We start from the raw sequence: 18640 nt of genomic DNA, 5'->3' as shown, positions 1-18640 counted from the left end.
GCCAGCTTAGGCGGCTTCCGCCGCCAGCTTCTTGCCCTTCTCGACGGCTTCTTCGATGGTGCCGACCATGTAGAAGGCGGCTTCCGGCAGGTGGTCGTACTTGCCTTCCACCAGGCCCTTGAAGCCCTTGATGGTGTCGGCGAGGTCGACGAACTTGCCCGGCGAGCCCGTGAAGATTTCGGCGACGTGGAACGGCTGCGACATGAAGCGCTCGACCTTGCGGGCGCGGGCCACGGTCAGCTTGTCCTCTTCCGAAAGCTCGTCCATGCCGAGAATGGCGATGATGTCCTGCAGGGCCTTGTAACGCTGCAGCACCTGCTGGACCTGACGGGCGACCGCGTAGTGCTCCTCGCCGACGACGAGCGGGGAAAGCATGCGCGAGGTCGAGTCGAGCGGGTCCACCGCCGGGTAGATGCCCTTTTCGGCGATCGAGCGCGACAGCGTGGTGGTCGCGTCAAGATGCGCGAACGAGGTCGCGGGCGCCGGGTCGGTCAAGTCGTCGGCCGGAACGTAGATGGCCTGCACCGAGGTGATCGAGCCCTTCTGGGTGGTGGTGATGCGCTCCTGCAGCGCGCCCATGTCGGTCGCGAGCGTCGGCTGATAACCCACCGCCGAAGGAATACGGCCGAGCAGCGCCGACACTTCAGAGCCGGCCTGGGTGAAGCGGAAGATGTTGTCGACGAAGAACAGCACGTCCTGGCCCTTGTCGCGGAAGTCTTCCGCGATGGTCAGACCGGTGAGCGCGACGCGGGCGCGGGCGCCCGGGGGCTCGTTCATCTGGCCGAACACCAGCGCGCACTTCGACTTCACGCTCGGATCCGGATTCTTCGGATCGGCGTTGACCTTGGATTCGATGAACTCGTGATAGAGGTCGTTGCCCTCGCGGGTGCGCTCGCCGACGCCGGCGAACACGGAGTAACCGCCGTGCGCCTTCGCGACGTTGTTGATCAGCTCCTGAATCAGCACGGTCTTGCCGACGCCGGCGCCGCCGAACAGGCCGATCTTGCCGCCCTTCGCATACGGGGCAAGAAGATCGACGACCTTGATGCCGGTGACGAGAATTTCAGCTTCCGTCGACTGGTCGGTGTAGGTCGGTGCTTCCTGGTGGATGGCGCGCAGGCCTTCGGTCTTGACGGGGCCGGCTTCGTCGATCGGCTCGCCGATGACGTTGATGATGCGGCCGAGCGTGCCTTCACCGACGGGAACGCGGATCGGAGCGCCGGTGTCGGTCACTTCCTGGCCGCGGACCAGACCTTCGGTGGTGTCCATCGCGATGGTGCGGACCGTGGACTCGCCGAGATGCTGGGCGACTTCGAGCACCAGGCGGTTGCCGCCGTTCTTGGTCTCGAGCGAATTGAGAATGGCCGGGAGGTGGCCTTCGAACTGCACGTCGACGACGGCGCCGATGACCTGGGTGACGCGACCGACCTGGGCTGCCATTGAATGTCTCCTTCGATCCGAACTTCTAGACCACGGTCAACGACCGGGATGATGGGTTGAATGGGTGCCGACGCGTCCTTAGACGGCTTCGGCGCCCGAGATGATTTCGATCAGTTCCTTGGTGATCTGCGCCTGACGCGTGCGGTTGTAGACCAGCGTCTGCTTGCGGATCATCTCACCGGCGTTGCGCGTCGCGTTGTCCATCGCGCTCATCTGCGCGCCGTAGAACGAGGCGTTGTTCTCGAGCAGCGCGCGGAAGATCTGGACCGCGAGATTGCGCGGCAGAAGACGGGTGAGAATCTCGTCTTCTTCCGGCTCGTATTCGTAAGACGTCGTGTTGGCGGCAGCGGCCGTCTCGACCACCAGCGGAATGATCTGCTGGGCGGTCGGGATCTGCGCGATCACCGAGCGGAAGCGCGAATAGAACAGCGTGCAGACGTCGAACTCGCCGTTGTCGAACCGCGCCAGAACCTTCTTGGCGATCTCCTCGGCATTGACGAAGCCGAGCTGGCGGACGCTGCGCAGGTCCATGTGCTCGACGATCTGCTTGTCGAACAGGCGGCGGAGCTGCTCGTAACCCTTGCGTCCGACGCAGAAGAATTTGACTTCCTTGCCCTGCGCCATCAGCGCCTGGGCGCGCTCGCGGGCGAGACGCACGATCGACGAATTGAAAGCGCCGGACAGGCCGCGCTCGCCGGTGCAGACCAGCAGCAGGTGAACCTGATCCTTGCCGGTGCCGGCCAGCAGAACCGGCGCGCCGGGCGAGCCCGCCGCGGCGCTGGCGATGTTGGAGATCACCGCGCTCATCTTGTCGGCGTAGGGACGCGCGGCTTCCGCCGCGGTCTGCGCGCGGCGCAGCTTGGAGGCCGCGACCATCTGCATGGCCTTGGTGATCTTTTGCGTCGCCTTGGTGGAGGCGATGCGGACGCGCATGTCTTTAAGTGACGCCATTCTTCGTCCCCGACGGTTCGATCTCTCGGATCAAGCCGCTAGCCTATCTCTGTCGTCATGCCCGGGCTCGTCCCGGGCATCCACGTCTCGCCTCCCACACCGTAAGGCGTGGACGGCCGGGACTTCAGTTGCGAAGACGCGCTTCGCTCCTTGACCCGGCCATGACGGCGTTCTTCTTACGCGAAGCTCTTCGCGAAACCTTCGACCACCGACTTCAGCTTGGCAGCGGTGTCGTCGGTGAGGTCGCGGGTGTCGCGGATCGAATTGAGGATGTCGGCGTTCTTGCCGCGCAGCAGCGACAACAGGCCATCCTCGAACGCGCGCACCTTGTTGACCGGGAGCGGATCGAGATAGCCGTTGGTGCCGGCCCAGATCACGCAGACCTGCTCTTCCATCTTCAGCGGCGAGAACTGCGGCTGCTTCAGGAGCTCGGTCAGGCGCGAACCGCGGTTCAGCAGGCGCTGGGTCGAGGCGTCGAGGTCGGAGCCGAACTGCGCGAACGCCGCCATTTCGCGGTACTGCGCGAGCTCACCCTTGATCTTGCCGGCGACCTTCTTGGTGGCCTTGGTCTGCGCCGACGAACCGACGCGCGACACCGACAGACCGACGTTCACCGCGGGACGGATACCCTGGAAGAACAGGTCGGTTTCCAGGAAGATCTGGCCGTCGGTGATCGAGATGACGTTGGTCGGGATGTAGGCCGACACGTCGTTGGCCTGGGTTTCGATGACCGGCAGAGCGGTCAGCGAGCCGGAGCCCTGGTCCTTGTTCAGCTTCGCCGCGCGCTCGAGCAGGCGGGAGTGCAGATAGAACACGTCGCCGGGATAGGCTTCGCGGCCCGGCGGGCGGCGCAGCAGCAGCGACATCTGGCGATAGGCGACGGCCTGCTTGGACAGATCGTCATAGATGATGACGGCGTGCATGCCGTTGTCGCGGAAGTACTCGCCCATGGTGCAGCCGGTGAACGGCGCGATGTACTGCATCGGCGCCGGATCGGATGCGGTGGCGGCGACGACGATCGAATATTCGAGCGCGCCCTGCTCTTCCAGAACCTTCACGAACTGAGCGACGGTCGAACGCTTCTGGCCGACCGCGACGTAGACGCAGTACAGCTTGATGTTCTCGTCGGGCTGCGCGTTGAGCGGCTTCTGGTTCAGGATGGTGTCGAGCGCGATCGCGGTCTTGCCGGTCTGACGGTCGCCGATGATCAGCTCGCGCTGGCCGCGGCCGATCGGGATCAGGGCGTCGATCGCCTTGAGGCCGGTCGCCATCGGCTCGTTCACCGATTTGCGCGGAATGATGCCGGGCGCCTTGACGTCGACGCGCATGCGCTTGTCGGCCTGGATCGGACCCTTGCCGTCGATCGGATTGCCGAGACCGTCGACAACGCGACCGAGCAGGCCCTTGCCGACCGGGGCGTCCACGATGGCGCGGGTGCGCTTGACGGTCTGGCCTTCCTTGATCTCGCGGTCGGCACCGAAGATAACGACGCCGACGTTGTCGGTTTCGAGGTTCAGCGCCATGCCGCGGGTGCCGTTCTCGAACTCGACCATTTCACCGGCCTGGACGTTGTCCAGACCGTAGACGCGAGCGATACCGTCGCCGACGGACAGCACCTGTCCGACTTCGGAGACTTCAGCTTCCTGGCCGAAATTCTTGATCTGGTCCTTGAGGATCGCGGAAATTTCCGCGGCGCGGATGTCCATCAGCCTGCCTCTTTCATCGCGTGCTTGATCGAATTGAGTTTGGTGCGAAGCGAACCATCGACCATGCGGCTGCCCAGCTTGACGACGAGGCCACCGATGATCGCGGGATCGACTTTCACGTTCAGCGCGACGTCCTTGCCGGTCACCGACTTCAGGGCAACCTTGAGGGCGTCGAGATTCTTGTCAGAGAGCGCTTCCGCCACCGTGACGTCGGCCGTCGTCTCGCCCTTGAACTTGGCGACGAGGGCGCGGTAGGCGCGGATGACGTCCGTCACCGCGAACAGGCGGCGGTTGGCGGTCAGCACTTTGAGGAAATTGGCGGAGATGCCGGCGATGCCGGCCTTGGCCAGCACGGCCGACAGGGCCTTGGACTGGGCGTCGGCGGCGAACACCGGGCTGCGAACGAGGCGCGTGAGATCGGCGCTTTCGTTCAGCAAGCCCTCGAATTTCTCGAGGTCGGCCTTGACCTCGTCGACCACTTTCTGGTCGCGGGCCAGGTCGAACAATGCCGTTGCATAACGGCCGGACACACCGGAAACGGACGTATCTTCTGCAGCCACAGACGCGCTCTTTTTGCTGTCAAACTCGCAAGGGAAAAACCGTCGCCACAAAGCGGCGCCTAGCGATCCAAGCCCTTGGAATTCAAGCGGGACTTCGATTTTCGACCAGCACGGGACGTGCCGGGCTCGTTAAAATCGCGGCTTTGCTAACATAGCAGGCGCGCAGGTGCAACATGACGCCAAATTAAAGGCACGAGGTTCTGTCGCCAGTTCGTCGCACGCTGCGAGACACCGAACACTGCCTGATCCAAGGATCGATCACGAAGGGATCAAGGACTTGGGTGACGGGCTACCGTGTCGCGGAATGGTTTGAGCCCGGCCGCCCTCAACTCCCCCGTTGGTTCCTGCCTCCAGCGCATAGCGGCCATGAACACGGATCGCTGAGGCGTGATTCCGACGTCCGTTGCTCCCCGCCCCGAATACTTACCCAATTCTAAACAATGAAAGCGATAACTTCGTTTTACAGTATTTCGAAGTAATCACCTGCTTAACAAATCGTTAAAAGCGAAGATTTGGAGATGCAAGCTGAATATCCTGCGCCGGTAACAAGATGTTTCATGACGACACGGAACGGATTTACTGCCCAATTCACGCCGCATTGGGAATCGAAACGCGAACCCGCTCACAAACTGATGGGGGCTCCACTAGCCACATATGTGGCAATACTAGCTTAGGGACCACTAAATGCTGTCTTTGAAGACGCTGGGCCTTGTTACCCGGCCGCGTACGGCGATCGCTTTCGTTGCCGCAACTCTCCTCATCGGTGGAACTGCCACCGAAGCTTCCGCCAAATCCCGGCATCACCGGCATCATCACCACCGCCACCACGCCCAGACCGATACCAACGCGACCTCCGATTGGCGCAACGCCAACGCGTCGATGAATCCGACCTCGGGCGGCGGCCACAGCTTCTCCGGCATGGCCTCCTATTACGGCAACGAGTCCGGCAGCCGCACCGCCTCGGGCCAGCGCTTCAACCAGAACGCCCTGACCGCGGCGCACCGCTCGCTGCCGTTCGGCACCAAGCTGCGCGTCACCCACCGCGGTTCGAGCGTCATCGTCACCATCAACGACCGCGGCCCGTTCATTCGCGGCCGGGTTCTCGACCTCTCCACGGGTGCGGCCCGCGCCATCGGCCTCACCGGCGCCGGCGTCGGCCGCGTCACCGCGGAAGTCGTCTCCTAAGGCGCGTTAGCGCCTCAGTGATCGCGCAGTTTTCCATCAGTTTGCTGCGCGAATAAAACAAGCCCGCGGTCTTGGGGGACCGCGGGCTTTTTTTCGTGCTGTCATTGCCGCTGGTCTCCCGGACAAGCTGCAACGTGTGAGCGTTGCGGCGCAGAGCCCAGGAGCCACGAAGTCCGCTCCGCATGGTCCCGGCTCTGCAGTGCACCGCTGAAGAAGCGCTGCGCTGCGTCCGGGGCACGAGACCATTTCCTACAAAAAGCTCTGCGGATCGACGTCGACTTCGAGCTTCTGATTGCCCGTCGGCTTCGGGCACACCGCGAGCCAGTTGCGCAAATAGTCCGACAGGTCGAAACCGCGGGCCGATTTCACCAGGATGCGGAAGCGGTAGCGGCCCTTGATCACGGCGAGCGGCGCTTCCGCAGGTCCCAGCACCACGACGCGCTCGTCGCGCGGCGCGAGCGCGACGAGACGGCGGCCGAGACCTTCGGCGCTCGGGCGGTCGCCGGCGGAGATGATCAGGCTCGCGAGCCGGCCGAACGGCGGATAGAGCGTCCTCTCGCGCAGGTCGATCTCGCTATCGTAGAAGGCCTCGCGGTCGCAGGCGATCAGCGCCTTCATCACGGGATGGTCGGGCTGGTGCGTCTGCAAATAGCCGACGCCGCGGCCCTGCTCGCGACCGGCGCGGCCGATCACCTGGTTGAGCAATTGCCAGGTGCGCTCCGCCGCGCGCGGATCGCCGTTGCTGAGGCCGAGATCCGCATCGACCACGCCGACGAGGTTGAGCCGCGGAAAATTGTGGCCCTTGGCGACGAGCTGCGTGCCGATGATGATGTCGACGCGACCCTCCGCGATCTCGGCGAGTTCTGAGCGCATCGTCTCGATCGAGGTGATGAGATCGCTCGACAGCACCATGGTGCGTGCCTGCGGGAACAGCGCGGCCGCCTCCTCCTGCAGGCGCTCGACGCCGGGCCCGACCGCGACCAGCGATTCCTCCGCCGCGCAATGCGGACAGGTCGGCGGCCGCGGCATCGAGAAGCCGCAATGGTGACAGACGAGTCGCTGGCGGAAACGGTGATCGACCAGCCAGGCATCGCAGATGGTGCAGGCGAAGCGATGGCCGCAAGCCCGGCACAGCGTCAGCGGCGCATAGCCGCGGCGATTGAGGAACAGCAGCGCCTGCTCGCGCTTTTCGATCGCGGTCCTGATCTCGCCGGCAAGCCGCGGCGAGATGAAGCGGCCGCGGGCGGGCGGCTCGCGGCGCATGTCGATGGCCTCGATATGCGGCATGTGCTGGCCGCCGAAGCGCGAAGGCAGCGCGACGCGCTGATAGCGGTTCTTGCGCGCATTGACCTCGGACTCGACCGACGGCGTCGCCGACGCCAGCACGACCGGAATCCTGGCGATATGCGCGCGTACCACCGCCATGTCGCGGGCGTGATAATGCACGCCGTCGTCCTGCTTGTAGGCCTGGTCGTGCTCTTCATCGACGACGATCAGCCCGAGATTGGCGTAAGGGAGAAACAGCGCCGAGCGCGCGCCGACCACGACCGGCGCGGTGCCGGAGGAGATCGCCGCCCAATTGCGCGCACGTGTGCGCGGGGTCAGCTCGGAGTGCCACTCGATCGGGCGCACGCCAAAGCGCTGCGCGAAGCGATCGAGGAACTGGCCGGTGAGCGCGATCTCCGGCATCAGGATCAGCGATTGTTTTCCGCGGCGGATGGTTTCAGCGACGGCCTCGAAATAGACCTCGGTCTTGCCCGAGCCGGTGACGCCGTCGAGCAATGCGACATGGAACGTGCCGTTGGCCGCGAGCGCGCGCATCGCATCCACGCCGGCCCGTTGCAGCGGCGAAAAATCCGGCCTGCCGAACTCCGGATCGGGGCTAGGTGGCGGCGCAGGCGGCGGCATCGGCTCGACCGTGAGCGTGCCTTCGTCGACGAGGCCGTCGATCACGCCCGAGGAGACGCCGGCTTCCTTGGCGGCTTCCGACTTGCCGTGCAGCAGCCGGTCCGACAGCACCTCGAGCAAGCGCGCCCGTGCCGGCGTCAGCCTCTTCGGCGGATCGCCGGTGAGGCGCACGCCGGGACGCACCCGCTCGGGGCCGAGATTCTCGCCCATCCGCAGGCACATGCGCAGCACCATGCCGCGTGGGCTCAGCGTGTAATTGGCGACCCAGTCGACCACGGACCGCAGCTCGGGCTTGAGCGGCGGGATGTCGAGCTTCTCGCTGACCTCCTTGAGGCGGTTGTGCAGGCGCGGATCCGGATTGGCGTTCTCTCCCCAGACCACGCCGAGCACCTCGCGCGGCCCCAGCGGCACGCCGACGAGATCGCCCGCCTTCAGCTCCATCCCGCGCGGCACCTTGTAGGAATAGGTCTGGTCGAGCGCAACCGGCACCAGCACGTCGACCATGCCGGTCGCGTTGGTGGGGGCGGCGTTGCTGCGCGACGAATGGTCCATCAACGGTCTTTGCAGGGAGAATCGGAACCTGGAGCGCCAAGGCTAGCGCCCTGGGGCGGCCTTAGCGAACAGTAAACGGGTGTGATGCGATATACTGAGCGGAATCAATCCGTCCAGAGCGATGAGCAAAGCCGCCGCACCCCAAATCGAGTTCGCCAGCGCCGATCCCTCGATCGCGCAGGAGATGACGCGCTGGCTGTCGCATCTCGGCGCCGAGCGACGGCTGTCGCCGAAGACGCTGGAAGCCTATGGCCGCGATTTGCGGCAATGCCTGGATTTTCTCTGCGCCCATTGGGGCGAGCGCGTCACGCTGAAACGTTTCGCCGCGCTGGAAGCAACCGACGTGCGCGCCTTCATGGCGATGCGCCGGGCCGACGACATCGCCGGCCGCAGCCTGATGCGCGCGCTGGCAGGCCTGCGCTCGTTCGGACGGTTTTTGGAGCGCGAGGGCAAGGGCAAGGTCGGCGCGCTCTCCGCGATCCGCGCGCCGAAAGTCGCCAAGAGCTTGCCGAAGCCGCTGCCGATGGCATCCGCCAAACGTCTTGCCGATGCCGACGAGCGCGCCGGCGAGGATCGCGAGACCTGGATTCTCGCGCGCGACGCAGCCGTGATGGCGCTCCTGTATGGCTCGGGCCTGCGCATCTCCGAGGCCTTGGGGTTGAAGCGCCGCGAGGTGCCGAAGCCCGGCGAAGGCGACGTGCTGATCGTCACCGGCAAGGGCAATAAGACCCGCATGGTGCCGGTGCTGCAGAACGTGCTCGAGCTGGTGCAAGAGTACGTTGCGATGTGCCCCTATCCGCTGCCGGCAGAGGGGCCGATCTTCGTCGGCGCGCGCGGCGGTCCCTTGAGCCCGCGCATCATCCAGCTCGCGATGGAGCGGCTGCGCGGCGCGCTTGGGCTGCCCGACAGCGCCACGCCGCACGCGCTCCGTCATTCCTTCGCCACGCATCTGCTCTCGCGCGGCGGCGACTTGCGCGCCATCCAGGAATTGCTCGGCCATTCCTCGCTCTCGACCACCCAGGTCTATACCGGCATCGATTCCGAGCGCTTGCTGGAAGTCTATGCCAGCGCCCATCCGCGGCGCTGAAGTCTCACGATTTATCGTGCCCCGGACGCGGCGCAGCGCTCCTTAGCGGTGCGCTGCAGAGCCGGGGCCTATCCCACCGCGTGATCGCCTGTAGCTTCTGGGTCTCGGCTCAGCAGCGCAGCGTTGCACGCTGCGCTGCGTCCGGGACACGAGAGCTGCTGACACACCGACGTCACAACGCGCGTGCCTCTTGCGCAGGCCGCACGGTTCGGTCAATCGTTGCGGAACCGAAGCGGAGGGGAATCATGAGCGCACACGAAAGCATGGAGCATGCCGAGCACGCCGAACACGCGTCCGGCTCCAACAAGAAGATCGCGCTCCTGATCGCGGTGCTGGCGCTGTTCCTGGCGGTCTCGGAGACGCTCGGCAAGGGCGCCCAGACCGAATCGATCAGCAAGAATGTCGAGGCGGCCAACCTCTGGGCGTTCTTCCAGGCCAAGAGCATCCGCCGCACCGTGGTGGTGACCGCGGCCGAACAGGGCAAGCTCACGCTCGCCACCGCGGACGAGGCGCAGAAGCCCGCCGTGCAGAAGCAGGTCGAGGACTGGACCAAGACGGCGCAGCGCTACCGCTCCGAGCCCGAGACCGGCGAAGGCACCGAGCAGCTCGCCGAGAAGGCCAAGCATGCCGAGCACGACCGCGACGAGGCGACCGCGAAATACCACCATTTCGAGCTGGCCTCGGCCGCCTTCCAGATCGGCATCGTGCTGGCCTCGGCCACCATCATCACCGGCATGTTCGCGCTGGCCTATGTCAGCGGCATCCTGACGATCGCCGGCCTCTTCATGACCGCGCTCGGCCTGTGGTGGCCGCATCTGCTGCATCTGCATTAGTCGGTGCGTGTGGCGCGCCGTTTGACGCCACACAGACAGTGTCATGCCCCGGCTTGACCGGGGCATCCAGTACGCCGCGGCTTCTCGGTTCAATCATTGACGTCTCTGGGATACTGGATCGCCCGGTCAAGCCGGGCGATGACAGCCGAGCGTGTGGCTGGCAACTACCGCGCCTGGTGAACGCTCTTCCTGAAGCGCTGGATCAGACGCAGCGTACGGGCGGACCAGCCTTCGCCGTTGCCGGCGATCAGCTCGCGGATGCGCTGCTTGATGGGATCGACCAGCTCGGCGGCCTTGGCGCGGATCTTCAGCACGAGATCGTAGATCCGCTCGAACCAGTGCATCTCCAACAGCTTGTCGCGCGTGACGTCGAACACGAAGGCGGTGACGCCGACGCCGAGCAGTTTTGCGAACAGGAACGTGGATACGCCGGTCATCCAATATTCGTGGGTGAGCAGCCACAGGCCGATCAGCTTGAGCGGGAACAAGGGGATGATCGGCACGGCGAAGATGATCAGCGTCGCCGCCGGCGACAACGCGTCGACGCGCTCCGTCAGCCACTGCTTGAAGCGCGCCAGCGGAATCGCCGCGACAACGCGCGCGACGATCGGCTCGAGATGGTCCCACAGCCAGGCTTCGATCAGGAAGATGATCGCAAGCAGGACCCAGACCGGTTGAAGAAGGCGGCGCAACATGTGTTTCCCGCCCGATTCGGCGCTGGGCGCTTGCTACATATGGATGGCCCGCTTGCCGACTGCAAGCGCGGCTTCCTTGATGGCCTCCGACCGGGTCGGATGGGCGTGACAGGTGCGCGCGAGATCTTCCGCGCTGCCGCCAAACTCCATGAGAACGGCCGCCTCGTGGATCATTTCGCCGGCCTCGCGGCCGATAATGTGCACGCCGAGCACACGATCGGTCTTCGCATCTGCGAGAATCTTCACGAAGCCGTCAGTGGTCTGATTCACCTTGGAGCGGCCGTTGGCGGTGAACGGAAACTTTCCGACGGTATAGGCGGTGCCCGCCTGCTTCAGCTCCTCCTCGGTCTTGCCGACGGAGGACACTTCCGGCGTGGTATACACGACGCCCGGAATCACATCGTAATTCACGTGGCCGGCCTGGCCGGCGATGATCTCGGCGACCGCAACGCCTTCATCCTCGGCCTTGTGCGCCAGCATGGGCCCAGCGACGACGTCGCCGATGGCATAGACGCCCTTCAGGCTGGTGGCGAAATGCGGATCGATCTGCACGCGGCCGCGCGCGTCGAGCGCGACGCCGGCTTCCTTCAGGCCGAGCGCCTCGGTGTAGGGCACGCGGCCGATGCAGACGAGCACGACATCGGCGTCCAGCGTCTCGGCCGCGCCGCCGGCGGCCGGCTCGATCGTCGCCTTCAGCGACTTGCCGGAGGTGTCGACGCCGGTGACCTTGGCGCCGAGCTTGAACGCAAAGCCCTGCTTCTCGAGGATGCGCTGGAATTGCTTGGCGATCTCGCCGTCCATGCCGGGCAGGATGCGGTCCAAGAATTCGACGACGACGACTTCGGCGCCGAGACGGTGCCACACCGAGCCGAGCTCGAGGCCGATCACGCCGGCGCCGACGATCAGGAGCTTGCCGGGGACCTTGTCCAGCGACAGCGCGCCGGTCGAGGACACGATGCGCTTCTCGTCGATCTCGATGCCCTTGAGGCGCGCGATGTCCGAGCCGGTGGCGATCACGATGTTCTTGGTCTCGACCACCTGCGACTTGCCGTCGGCGGAGACTTCGACCTTGCCGGTGCCCAAGATCTTGCCGGTGCCCTTGAGCACGTCGATCTTGTTCTTCTTCATCAGGAACTCGACGCCCTTGACGTTGCCGTCGATGCCCTGCTGCTTGAAGTTCATCATCGCGGGCAGATCGAGCTTCGGCGCGGAAACGCTGACGCCCATCTTGGCGAAGGAGTGGCCGGCTTCCTCGAACATTTCCGACGCGTGCAGCAGCGCCTTCGACGGCATGCAGCCGACATTGAGGCAGGTGCCGCCGAGGGTGGCGTTCTTTTCGACCACGGCGACTTTCATGCCGAGCTGGCTGGCGCGCACCGCACAGACATAACCGCCAGGTCCGGTGCCGATGACGACGAGATCGTAGGTAGCCATGAGAGAAAGTCCCGTGAGTTTAACGTGATGAGGATGCGTCAGCGTCCGCGCGGCGCCTCAGCGTCCGCCGGACACATCGAGAGTGGCTGCGGTGATGTAGGAGGCCTCGTCCGACATCAGCCAGATGATGGCGTTGGCGATCTCGTCGGCGGTGCCGACGCGCTTCATCGGCACCATATGGGCCAGGCGATGGTGCCGGTCGGGCTCGCCGCCGGAGGCGTGGATTTCGGTGTCGATCAGGCCGGGGCGAATGCCCGCGACACGAATGCCCTCGCCGGCGACCTCATAGCCGAGACCGGTGGTGAAGGAATCGATCGCGCCCTTGGACGCGGCATAATCGACATAGGTGTTGGGCGCGCCGAGCTTGGCGGCGACCGACGACAAATTGACGATGACGCCGCCCTGGCCGCCATGCCTGGTCGACATCCGCTTGACGGCTTCGCGCGCGCAGAGGATCGAGCCGGTGACGTTGACCGCCAGCACGCGCTGGATGCGCTCGGCCGACATCTCGTCGACCCGCACGCCGCTGGTGCCGACGATGCCGCCATTGTTGACGAGCGCCCCGAGCGTGCCGAACTTGTCGGCCTCCTTGAAGAGGTCGATGATGTCGCGCTCCTCGGCGACATCGCATTTCACCGCAACGGCCTTGCCGTTGCTGGCCTCGATCGTAGCGACCACCTCGTCGGCGGCCTTCTTGTTGCTGGCGTACCCGACCACGACGCGATAGCCGCGCGCGGCCGCCGCAAGCGCAGTCGCCCGCCCAATGCCGCGGCTGCCGCCGGTGATGACAACGACTTTATCGGTCACGCGCGCCTCCATGGTTCGACACGCGCCGTCGCAAGTAGCGACGGCGCTCGCAGAGCATCAGGAATCAGAGATCGAGCACCAGGCGCGCCGGATCTTCCAGGCTCTCCTTGACGCGCACCAGGAAGGTGACGGCTTCCTTGCCGTCGATGACGCGGTGATCGTAGGACAGCGCCAGATACATCATCGGGCGGACCTCGATCTTGCCGCCGACGACCATCGGACGCTCCTGGATCTTGTGCATGCCGAGGATGCCGGACTGCGGCGCGTTCAGGATCGGGGTCGACATCAGCGAGCCGTAGATGCCGCCATTGGTGATGGTGAAGGTGCCGCCCTGCATCTCGTCGATCTTGAGCTGGCCGTCACGGGCGCGGCGGCCGAAATCGGCGATGCCCTTCTCCATGTCGGCGATCGACTTGTGGTCGCAGTCGCGCACCACGGGCACGACGAGGCCCTTGTCGGTGCCGACGGCGACGCCGATGTGGTAGTAGTTCTTGTAGATCAAATCGGTGCCGTCGATCTCGGCGTTGACGGCCGGGATGTCCTTCAGCGCCTGCACGACGGCCTTGGTGAAGAAGCCCATGAAGCCGAGCTTGGAGCCATGCTTCTTCTCGAACGCATCCTTGTAGTGCGCGCGCAGCGCCATCACGTTGGTCATGTCGACCTCGTTGAAGGTCGTGAGCATGGCCGCGGTGTTCTGCACGTCCTTGAGGCGGCGCGCGATGGTCTGGCGCAGCCGGGTCATCTTGACGCGCTCTTCGCGGGCGGCGTCGTCGGCCGGCGACGGCGCACGAACCTGCACGGCGGCAGCGGGCTGGTTGACCGGCGTCGGCGCGGAGGCGGCGCGCTCGATCGCAGCCAGCATGTCGCCCTTGGTGACGCGGCCGTCCTTGCCGGAGCCCGGAACGGTGGAAGCGTCGACACCGCTCTCGGCCGAGAGCTTGCGCACTGACGGAGCGAGCGGCGCATCGGCCGGCGCGGCCTTCGCGGCCGGAGCCGGTGCAGCAGCGGCGGGGGCCGCAGCCGCGGCAGGCTTGGCGGGCGCGGCAGCAGGCTTCGCAGCACCGGCACCATCGGTGATCTGGCCGAGCAGCGCGCCGACCGCAACGGTCGCGCCATCAGCGGCGATGATCTCGCTCAGCGTGCCGGCGGAGGGCGCGGGGACTTCGATGGTGACCTTGTCGGTCTCGAGCTCCACCAAGGGCTCGTCGACAGCGACGGGATCGCCGGCCTTCTTGAACCAGCGGCCGATGGTGGCCTCGGTGACGGATTCGCCGAGCGTCGGCACACGAATTTCAGTCATGGTCTTTTCCTTAAGGGATCGCCAATGCGGTCATAGGTCGGTCGTCAATGGCCCGCGAAAAGCAAGCCAACCAGCAAGCCGCGACGTTGCAGTCACGGCGTACCGGGTGCCCCGCCTCGAGCGCGTTGCGCACGAGGCGGGGCATGACGCAGTTCAAAAAGTTCAGCTCAGTGCTTCGTCCAGGAACGCCTTCAGCTGAGCCTGATGCTTGGACATCAGACCCGTCGCGGTCGCGGCGGAAGCGGCGCGGCCGACATAACGCGGACGCCGGCTCGCGCCGTTCACCTGGTTCAGCACCCATTCCAGATAGGGCTCGATGAAGTGCCAGGCACCCATGTTGCGGGGCTCTTCCTGGCACCACACCACTTCGGCCTTCTTGAAACGCGACAGTTCGGCCACCAGCGCCTTCAGCGGCACCGGATAGAGCTGCTCGACGCGCATCAGATAGATGTCGTCGATGCCGCGCTTCTCGCGCTCCTCGTAGAGGTCGTAATAGACCTTGCCCGAGCACAGCACGATGCGGCGGACCTTCTCGTCCGGAACGAGCTTGATGGCCTCGTTCGGCAGCATCTGGGCGTCATCATAGAGGATGCGGTGGAAGGTCGTTCCCTTCGCCAGCTCTTCGAGGCGCGACACCGCCCGCTTGTGACGCAGCAACGACTTCGGCGTCATCATGATCAGCGGCTTGCGGATCTCGCGATGCAGCTGGCGGCGCAGTGCATGGAAGTAGTTCGCCGGCGTGGTCGGGTAGACCACCTGCATGTTGTCTTCCGCGCACATCTGCAGGAAACGCTCGAGGCGCGCCGAGGAGTGCTCCGGTCCCTGGCCCTCATAGCCGTGCGGCAAGAGGCAGACGAGGCCGGACATGCGCAGCCATTTGCGTTCGCCCGAGGAGATGAACTGGTCGAACACGACCTGCGCACCGTTGGCGAAGTCGCCGAACTGCGCTTCCCACAGCGTCAGCGTGTTCGGCTCGGCGAGCGAATAGCCGTATTCGAAGCCGAGCACGGCCTCTTCCGACAGCAGCGAGTTGATGACCTCGTAATGGCCCTGCTCGTTGCCGAGATGGTTGAACGGCGTGTAGCGGTTCTCGGTCTCCTGATCGATCAGGACCGAATGGCGCTGCGAGAAGGTGCCGCGCTCGGAATCCTGCCCGGACAGACGGACATGGTGGTTTTCCTGCAGCAGCGTGCAGAACGCCAGCGCTTCGCCGGTCGCCCAGTCGATGCCGGCACCGGTATCGATCGCCTTGGCGCGATTGTCGAGGAAGCGCTGGATGGTACGGTGGACGCGAAAACCGTCCGGCACCTTGGTGATCTTGCGGCCGATGTCCTTGAGAACGGGCAGGTCGACACCGGTGACGCCGCGACGGGCGTCCTCTTCCTGGTCGGCGATCTTGAATCCGGACCACTTGCCGTCGAGCCAGTCGGCCTTGTTCGGCTTGTAGGAGGTGCCGGCCTCGAACTCGGCATCGAGCCGGGCGCGCCAGTCGGCCTTGAGCTTGTCGACCTCGCCCTCGGTGACCACGCCTTCGGCGATCAGGCGCTTGGAGTAGAGCGTCAGCGTCGAGGGATGGGCCGCGATCCGCTTGTACATCACCGGCTGGGTGAAGGCCGGCTCGTCGCCCTCGTTGTGGCCGTAGCGGCGATAGCACCACATGTCGATGACGACCGGCTTGTGAAACTTCTGCCGGAATTCGGTCGCGACCTTGGCCGCGAACACCACGGCTTCGGGATCATCGCCGTTCACATGGAAGATCGGCGCGTCGATCATCTTCGCCACATCCGACGGATAAGGCGAGGAGCGCGAATAGCGCGGATAGGTGGTGAAGCCGATCTGGTTGTTGACGATGAAGTGCACGGAGCCGCCGGTGCGGTAGCCCTTCAGGTCCGACAGGCCGAAGCACTCGGCAACCACGCCCTGGCCGGCGAACGCGGCGTCGCCGTGCATCAAGAGCGGCATCACCGAGATGCGCATGTCGGGCGGATCGCCGTGCTGGTCCTGCTTCGCGCGCACCTTGCCGAGCACGACGGGATCGACGATCTCGAGATGCGAGGGGTTGGCCGTCAGCGACAGATGGATGCGGTTGCCGTCGAACTCGCGGTCCGAGGAGGCGCCGAGGTGATACTTCACGTCGCCCGAGCCTTCGACCGCGTCGGGGTTGGCCGAGCCGCCCTTGAATTCGTGGAACAGGGCGCGGTGGGCCTTGCCCATCACCTGCGTCAGCACGTTGAGGCGGCCGCGATGCGGCATGCCCAGCACGATCTCCTTCACGCCGAGATTGCCGCCGCGCTTGATGATCTGCTCGAGCGCGGGGATCAGCGCTTCGCCGCCGTCGAGGCCGAAGCGCTTGGTGCCGGTAAACTTGGTGTCGCAGAATTTTTCGAAACCTTCGGCTTCGACCAGCTTCATCAGGATCGCCCGGCGGCCTTCGCGGGTGAACGAGATCTCCTTGTCGGGTCCCTCGATGCGCTCCTGGATCCAGGCCTTCTGCGCGGCGTTGCTGATGTGCATGAACTCGACGCCGAGCGTCTGGCAGTAGGTGCGCTCGCAGATCGCGGTGATCTCGCGCAGCGTGCCGTATTCGAGACCGAGCACGTGATCGAGGAAGATCTTGCGGTCGAAATCGGCTTCACTGAAGCCGTAGGTGCGCGGGTCGAGCTCTTCGCGGTTGCGCTGGGCTTCGATGCCGAGCGGATCGAGCTTGGCGTGGAAGTGGCCGCGCATGCGGTAGGAGCGGATCAGCATCAGGGCGCGGACCGAGTCGCGCGTCGCCTGGAGCAGGTCGCCTGAGGAGAGGCCGGCGCCGCCCTTGTCACCGCCCTTGGCCTGCGCCTTGGCGGCGATCTTGGCACCAACAGCCTTCTCGACTTCCGCCCAATTGCCGTCGAGCGCGGAGGTCAGGTCATCCTGCGGGGTGAGCGGCCAGTTGTCGCGCTCCCAGGACGGGCCTTCCGCGTTCTTGCTGATGTCAGCAGGCGCGTCATTCAGGCTCTTGAAGAACTCCTGCCACTCGGCGTCGACCGAGGAGGGGTCCTTCTGGTAGCGGGCGTAGATTTCGTCGATGTAGGTGGCGTTGGTGCCCTGCAAAAAGGATGACAGGGCAAAGGCTGCGTTCGCGTCCTGGCGAGACATACTTGAGTTCCTGGCGATTTCGGTTCGCGCATAACAAACGGCGCTGGCACCGAGCTCCCCGGCAGAGGCTCGGCGCGACAGGCACCCTTTACCCTATTTGCTGCGAAACTTCGCCCGGAAAAGTACGAAGAAGTGAATTAGCCTTTCAACTTTTCGGCAAGCGTGTGGCCGAGGCGTGCGGGCGACGGGGACACTGTAATCCCTGCCGATTTCATCGCTTCGGTCTTGGAACCGGCGTCGCCCTTGCCGCCCGAAATGATCGCGCCGGCATGGCCCATGCGGCGGCCGGGAGGGGCCGTGACGCCGGCGATGAAGCCGACCATCGGCTTCTTGCGGCCGCGCTTGGCCTCGTCCTTGAGGAACTGGGCGGCGTCCTCCTCGGCGGAACCGCCGATCTCGCCGATCATGATGATCGATTCGGTCTTGGGGTCGGCCAGGAGCATTTCGAGGACATCGATGAACTCGGTTCCCTTGACCGGGTCGCCGCCGATGCCGACCGCGGTGGTCTGGCCGAGGCCTTCCTGGGAGGTCTGGAACACGGCTTCATAGGTCAGCGTGCCCGAACGGGAGACGATGCCGACCGAGCCGGTCTTGAAGATGTTGGCGGGCATGATGCCGATCTTGCACTCGCCGGCGGTCATGACACCCGGGCAGTTCGGCCCGATCAGGCGCGACTTGGAGCCGACCAGCGAGCGCTTGACCCGCACCATGTCGATGACGGGAATGCCTTCGGTGATGCAGACGATCAGCGGGATCTCGGCGTCGATGGCTTCGCAGATCGCGTCCGCCGCGCCCGGCGGCGGCACGTAGATCACCGACGCGTCGGCGCCGGTCTTCTCACGCGCATCGCGCACGGTGTCGAACACCGGCAGGCCCAGATGCGTCGAGCCGCCTTTGCCGGGCGAGGTGCCGCCGACCATCTTGGTCCCATAGGCAATCGCGGCCTCCGAGTGGAAGGTGCCGTTCTTGCCGGTGAAGCCCTGGCAGATGACCTTGGTGTTCTTGTCGATCAGGATGGACATGAGGTCTGCTTTCGCGAAACTAACG

14 protein-coding genes are annotated in these 18640 nt (G+C 65.1%); 3 read left to right on the top strand and 11 right to left on the bottom strand.

What is annotated here, in order from left to right:
• Window positions 1–6 precede the first annotated feature (6 nt).
• The 4 genes from atpD to XH83_RS02060 form a co-directional block, all read right to left on the bottom strand.
• Complete coding sequence (gene atpD, locus XH83_RS02075) at window positions 7–1440, bottom strand: F0F1 ATP synthase subunit beta (protein WP_025032831.1); 1434 nt, start codon at window positions 1438–1440, stop codon at window positions 7–9.
• 78 nt (window positions 1441–1518) lie between these two features.
• Window positions 1519–2391 carry a F0F1 ATP synthase subunit gamma gene (locus XH83_RS02070; RefSeq protein WP_194405449.1) on the bottom strand — a complete coding sequence of 291 codons (873 nt, stop codon included), beginning with the start codon at window positions 2389–2391 and terminating at the stop codon, window positions 1519–1521.
• A 176-nt stretch (window positions 2392–2567) separates the two neighbouring features.
• Window positions 2568–4097 (bottom strand): F0F1 ATP synthase subunit alpha, encoded by a 1530-nt coding sequence (gene atpA, locus XH83_RS02065; protein ID WP_194405448.1) that lies wholly within the window; start codon window positions 4095–4097, stop codon window positions 2568–2570.
• Window positions 4097–4657 carry a F0F1 ATP synthase subunit delta gene (locus tag XH83_RS02060; protein WP_194405447.1) on the bottom strand — a complete coding sequence of 187 codons (561 nt, stop codon included), beginning with the start codon at window positions 4655–4657 and terminating at the stop codon, window positions 4097–4099. Before XH83_RS02060 ends, atpA begins: the two co-directional genes overlap by 1 nt.
• A 684-nt stretch (window positions 4658–5341) precedes the next feature.
• Here XH83_RS02060 and XH83_RS02055 point away from each other — a divergent pair.
• Window positions 5342–5842, top strand: a complete 501-nt coding sequence (locus tag XH83_RS02055) for a septal ring lytic transglycosylase RlpA family protein (RefSeq protein ID WP_194405446.1) — start codon at window positions 5342–5344, stop codon at window positions 5840–5842.
• 249 nt (window positions 5843–6091) lie between these two features.
• Here XH83_RS02055 and XH83_RS02050 read toward each other — a convergent pair whose 3' ends face one another.
• On the bottom strand, window positions 6092–8302 hold the full coding sequence (locus XH83_RS02050; RefSeq protein WP_194405445.1) for a primosomal protein N': 2211 nt from the start codon (window positions 8300–8302) through the stop codon (window positions 6092–6094).
• Window positions 8303–8423: 121 nt separating this feature from the next.
• Here XH83_RS02050 and XH83_RS02045 point away from each other — a divergent pair, with 121 nt between their 5' ends.
• Window positions 8424–9389, top strand: coding sequence for a tyrosine recombinase XerC (locus XH83_RS02045; RefSeq protein WP_194405444.1), 966 nt, complete (start codon window positions 8424–8426; stop codon window positions 9387–9389).
• A 245-nt stretch (window positions 9390–9634) separates the two neighbouring features.
• On the top strand, window positions 9635–10222 hold the full coding sequence (locus XH83_RS02040) for a DUF4337 domain-containing protein (RefSeq protein WP_194405443.1): 588 nt from the start codon (window positions 9635–9637) through the stop codon (window positions 10220–10222).
• Between the two features lie 164 nt (window positions 10223–10386).
• On the opposite strand, the gene XH83_RS02035 is transcribed toward XH83_RS02040, so the two are convergent.
• From XH83_RS02035 to sucD, 6 genes are all read right to left on the bottom strand, one after another.
• The gene (locus XH83_RS02035) at window positions 10387–10917 is read right to left on the bottom strand and encodes a hypothetical protein (RefSeq protein WP_194405442.1); all 531 of its coding nucleotides are present in this window, start codon (window positions 10915–10917) and stop codon (window positions 10387–10389) included.
• A 33-nt stretch (window positions 10918–10950) separates the two neighbouring features.
• Window positions 10951–12351, bottom strand: a complete 1401-nt coding sequence (gene lpdA, locus XH83_RS02030; RefSeq protein WP_194405441.1) for a dihydrolipoyl dehydrogenase — start codon at window positions 12349–12351, stop codon at window positions 10951–10953.
• Window positions 12352–12408: 57 nt separating this feature from the next.
• The gene (locus XH83_RS02025; RefSeq protein ID WP_194405440.1) at window positions 12409–13170 is read right to left on the bottom strand and encodes an SDR family oxidoreductase; all 762 of its coding nucleotides are present in this window, start codon (window positions 13168–13170) and stop codon (window positions 12409–12411) included.
• Window positions 13171–13222: 52 nt separating this feature from the next.
• Window positions 13223–14458 (bottom strand): 2-oxoglutarate dehydrogenase complex dihydrolipoyllysine-residue succinyltransferase, encoded by a 1236-nt coding sequence (odhB, locus tag XH83_RS02020; RefSeq protein ID WP_194405439.1) that lies wholly within the window; start codon window positions 14456–14458, stop codon window positions 13223–13225.
• 162 nt (window positions 14459–14620) lie between these two features.
• On the bottom strand, window positions 14621–17593 hold the full coding sequence (locus XH83_RS02015) for a 2-oxoglutarate dehydrogenase E1 component (RefSeq protein ID WP_194405438.1): 2973 nt from the start codon (window positions 17591–17593) through the stop codon (window positions 14621–14623).
• Window positions 17594–17730: 137 nt separating this feature from the next.
• Window positions 17731–18615 (bottom strand): succinate--CoA ligase subunit alpha, encoded by an 885-nt coding sequence (gene sucD, locus XH83_RS02010; protein ID WP_194405437.1) that lies wholly within the window; start codon window positions 18613–18615, stop codon window positions 17731–17733.
• Window positions 18616–18640 lie beyond the last annotated feature (25 nt).

The organism is Bradyrhizobium sp. CCBAU 53351 (assembly GCF_015291745.1).
Classification (GTDB): domain Bacteria; phylum Pseudomonadota; class Alphaproteobacteria; order Rhizobiales; family Xanthobacteraceae; genus Bradyrhizobium.
This window is presented reverse-complemented; position numbering and strand designations above follow the sequence as displayed.

What these genes read in the sequence shown, in the direction of transcription:
- XH83_RS02040 (WP_194405443.1), top strand. Translation starts at nt 9,635, where the DNA reads ATGAGCGCACACGAAAGCATGGAGCATGCCGAGCACGCCGAACACGCG.
- XH83_RS02070 (WP_194405449.1), bottom strand. Translation starts at nt 2,391, where the DNA reads ATGGCGTCACTTAAAGACATGCGCGTCCGCATCGCCTCCACCAAGGCG.
- atpA (WP_194405448.1), bottom strand. Translation starts at nt 4,097, where the DNA reads ATGGACATCCGCGCCGCGGAAATTTCCGCGATCCTCAAGGACCAGATC.
- XH83_RS02025 (WP_194405440.1), bottom strand. Translation starts at nt 13,170, where the DNA reads ATGGAGGCGCGCGTGACCGATAAAGTCGTTGTCATCACCGGCGGCAGC.
- lpdA (WP_194405441.1), bottom strand. Translation starts at nt 12,351, where the DNA reads ATGGCTACCTACGATCTCGTCGTCATCGGCACCGGACCTGGCGGTTAT.
- XH83_RS02055 (WP_194405446.1), top strand. Translation starts at nt 5,342, where the DNA reads ATGCTGTCTTTGAAGACGCTGGGCCTTGTTACCCGGCCGCGTACGGCG.
- XH83_RS02050 (WP_194405445.1), bottom strand. Translation starts at nt 8,302, where the DNA reads ATGGACCATTCGTCGCGCAGCAACGCCGCCCCCACCAACGCGACCGGC.
- sucD (WP_194405437.1), bottom strand. Translation starts at nt 18,615, where the DNA reads ATGTCCATCCTGATCGACAAGAACACCAAGGTCATCTGCCAGGGCTTC.
- odhB (WP_194405439.1), bottom strand. Translation starts at nt 14,458, where the DNA reads ATGACTGAAATTCGTGTGCCGACGCTCGGCGAATCCGTCACCGAGGCC.
- XH83_RS02045 (WP_194405444.1), top strand. Translation starts at nt 8,424, where the DNA reads ATGAGCAAAGCCGCCGCACCCCAAATCGAGTTCGCCAGCGCCGATCCC.
- XH83_RS02015 (WP_194405438.1), bottom strand. Translation starts at nt 17,593, where the DNA reads ATGTCTCGCCAGGACGCGAACGCAGCCTTTGCCCTGTCATCCTTTTTG.
- XH83_RS02035 (WP_194405442.1), bottom strand. Translation starts at nt 10,917, where the DNA reads ATGTTGCGCCGCCTTCTTCAACCGGTCTGGGTCCTGCTTGCGATCATC.
- atpD (WP_025032831.1), bottom strand. Translation starts at nt 1,440, where the DNA reads ATGGCAGCCCAGGTCGGTCGCGTCACCCAGGTCATCGGCGCCGTCGTC.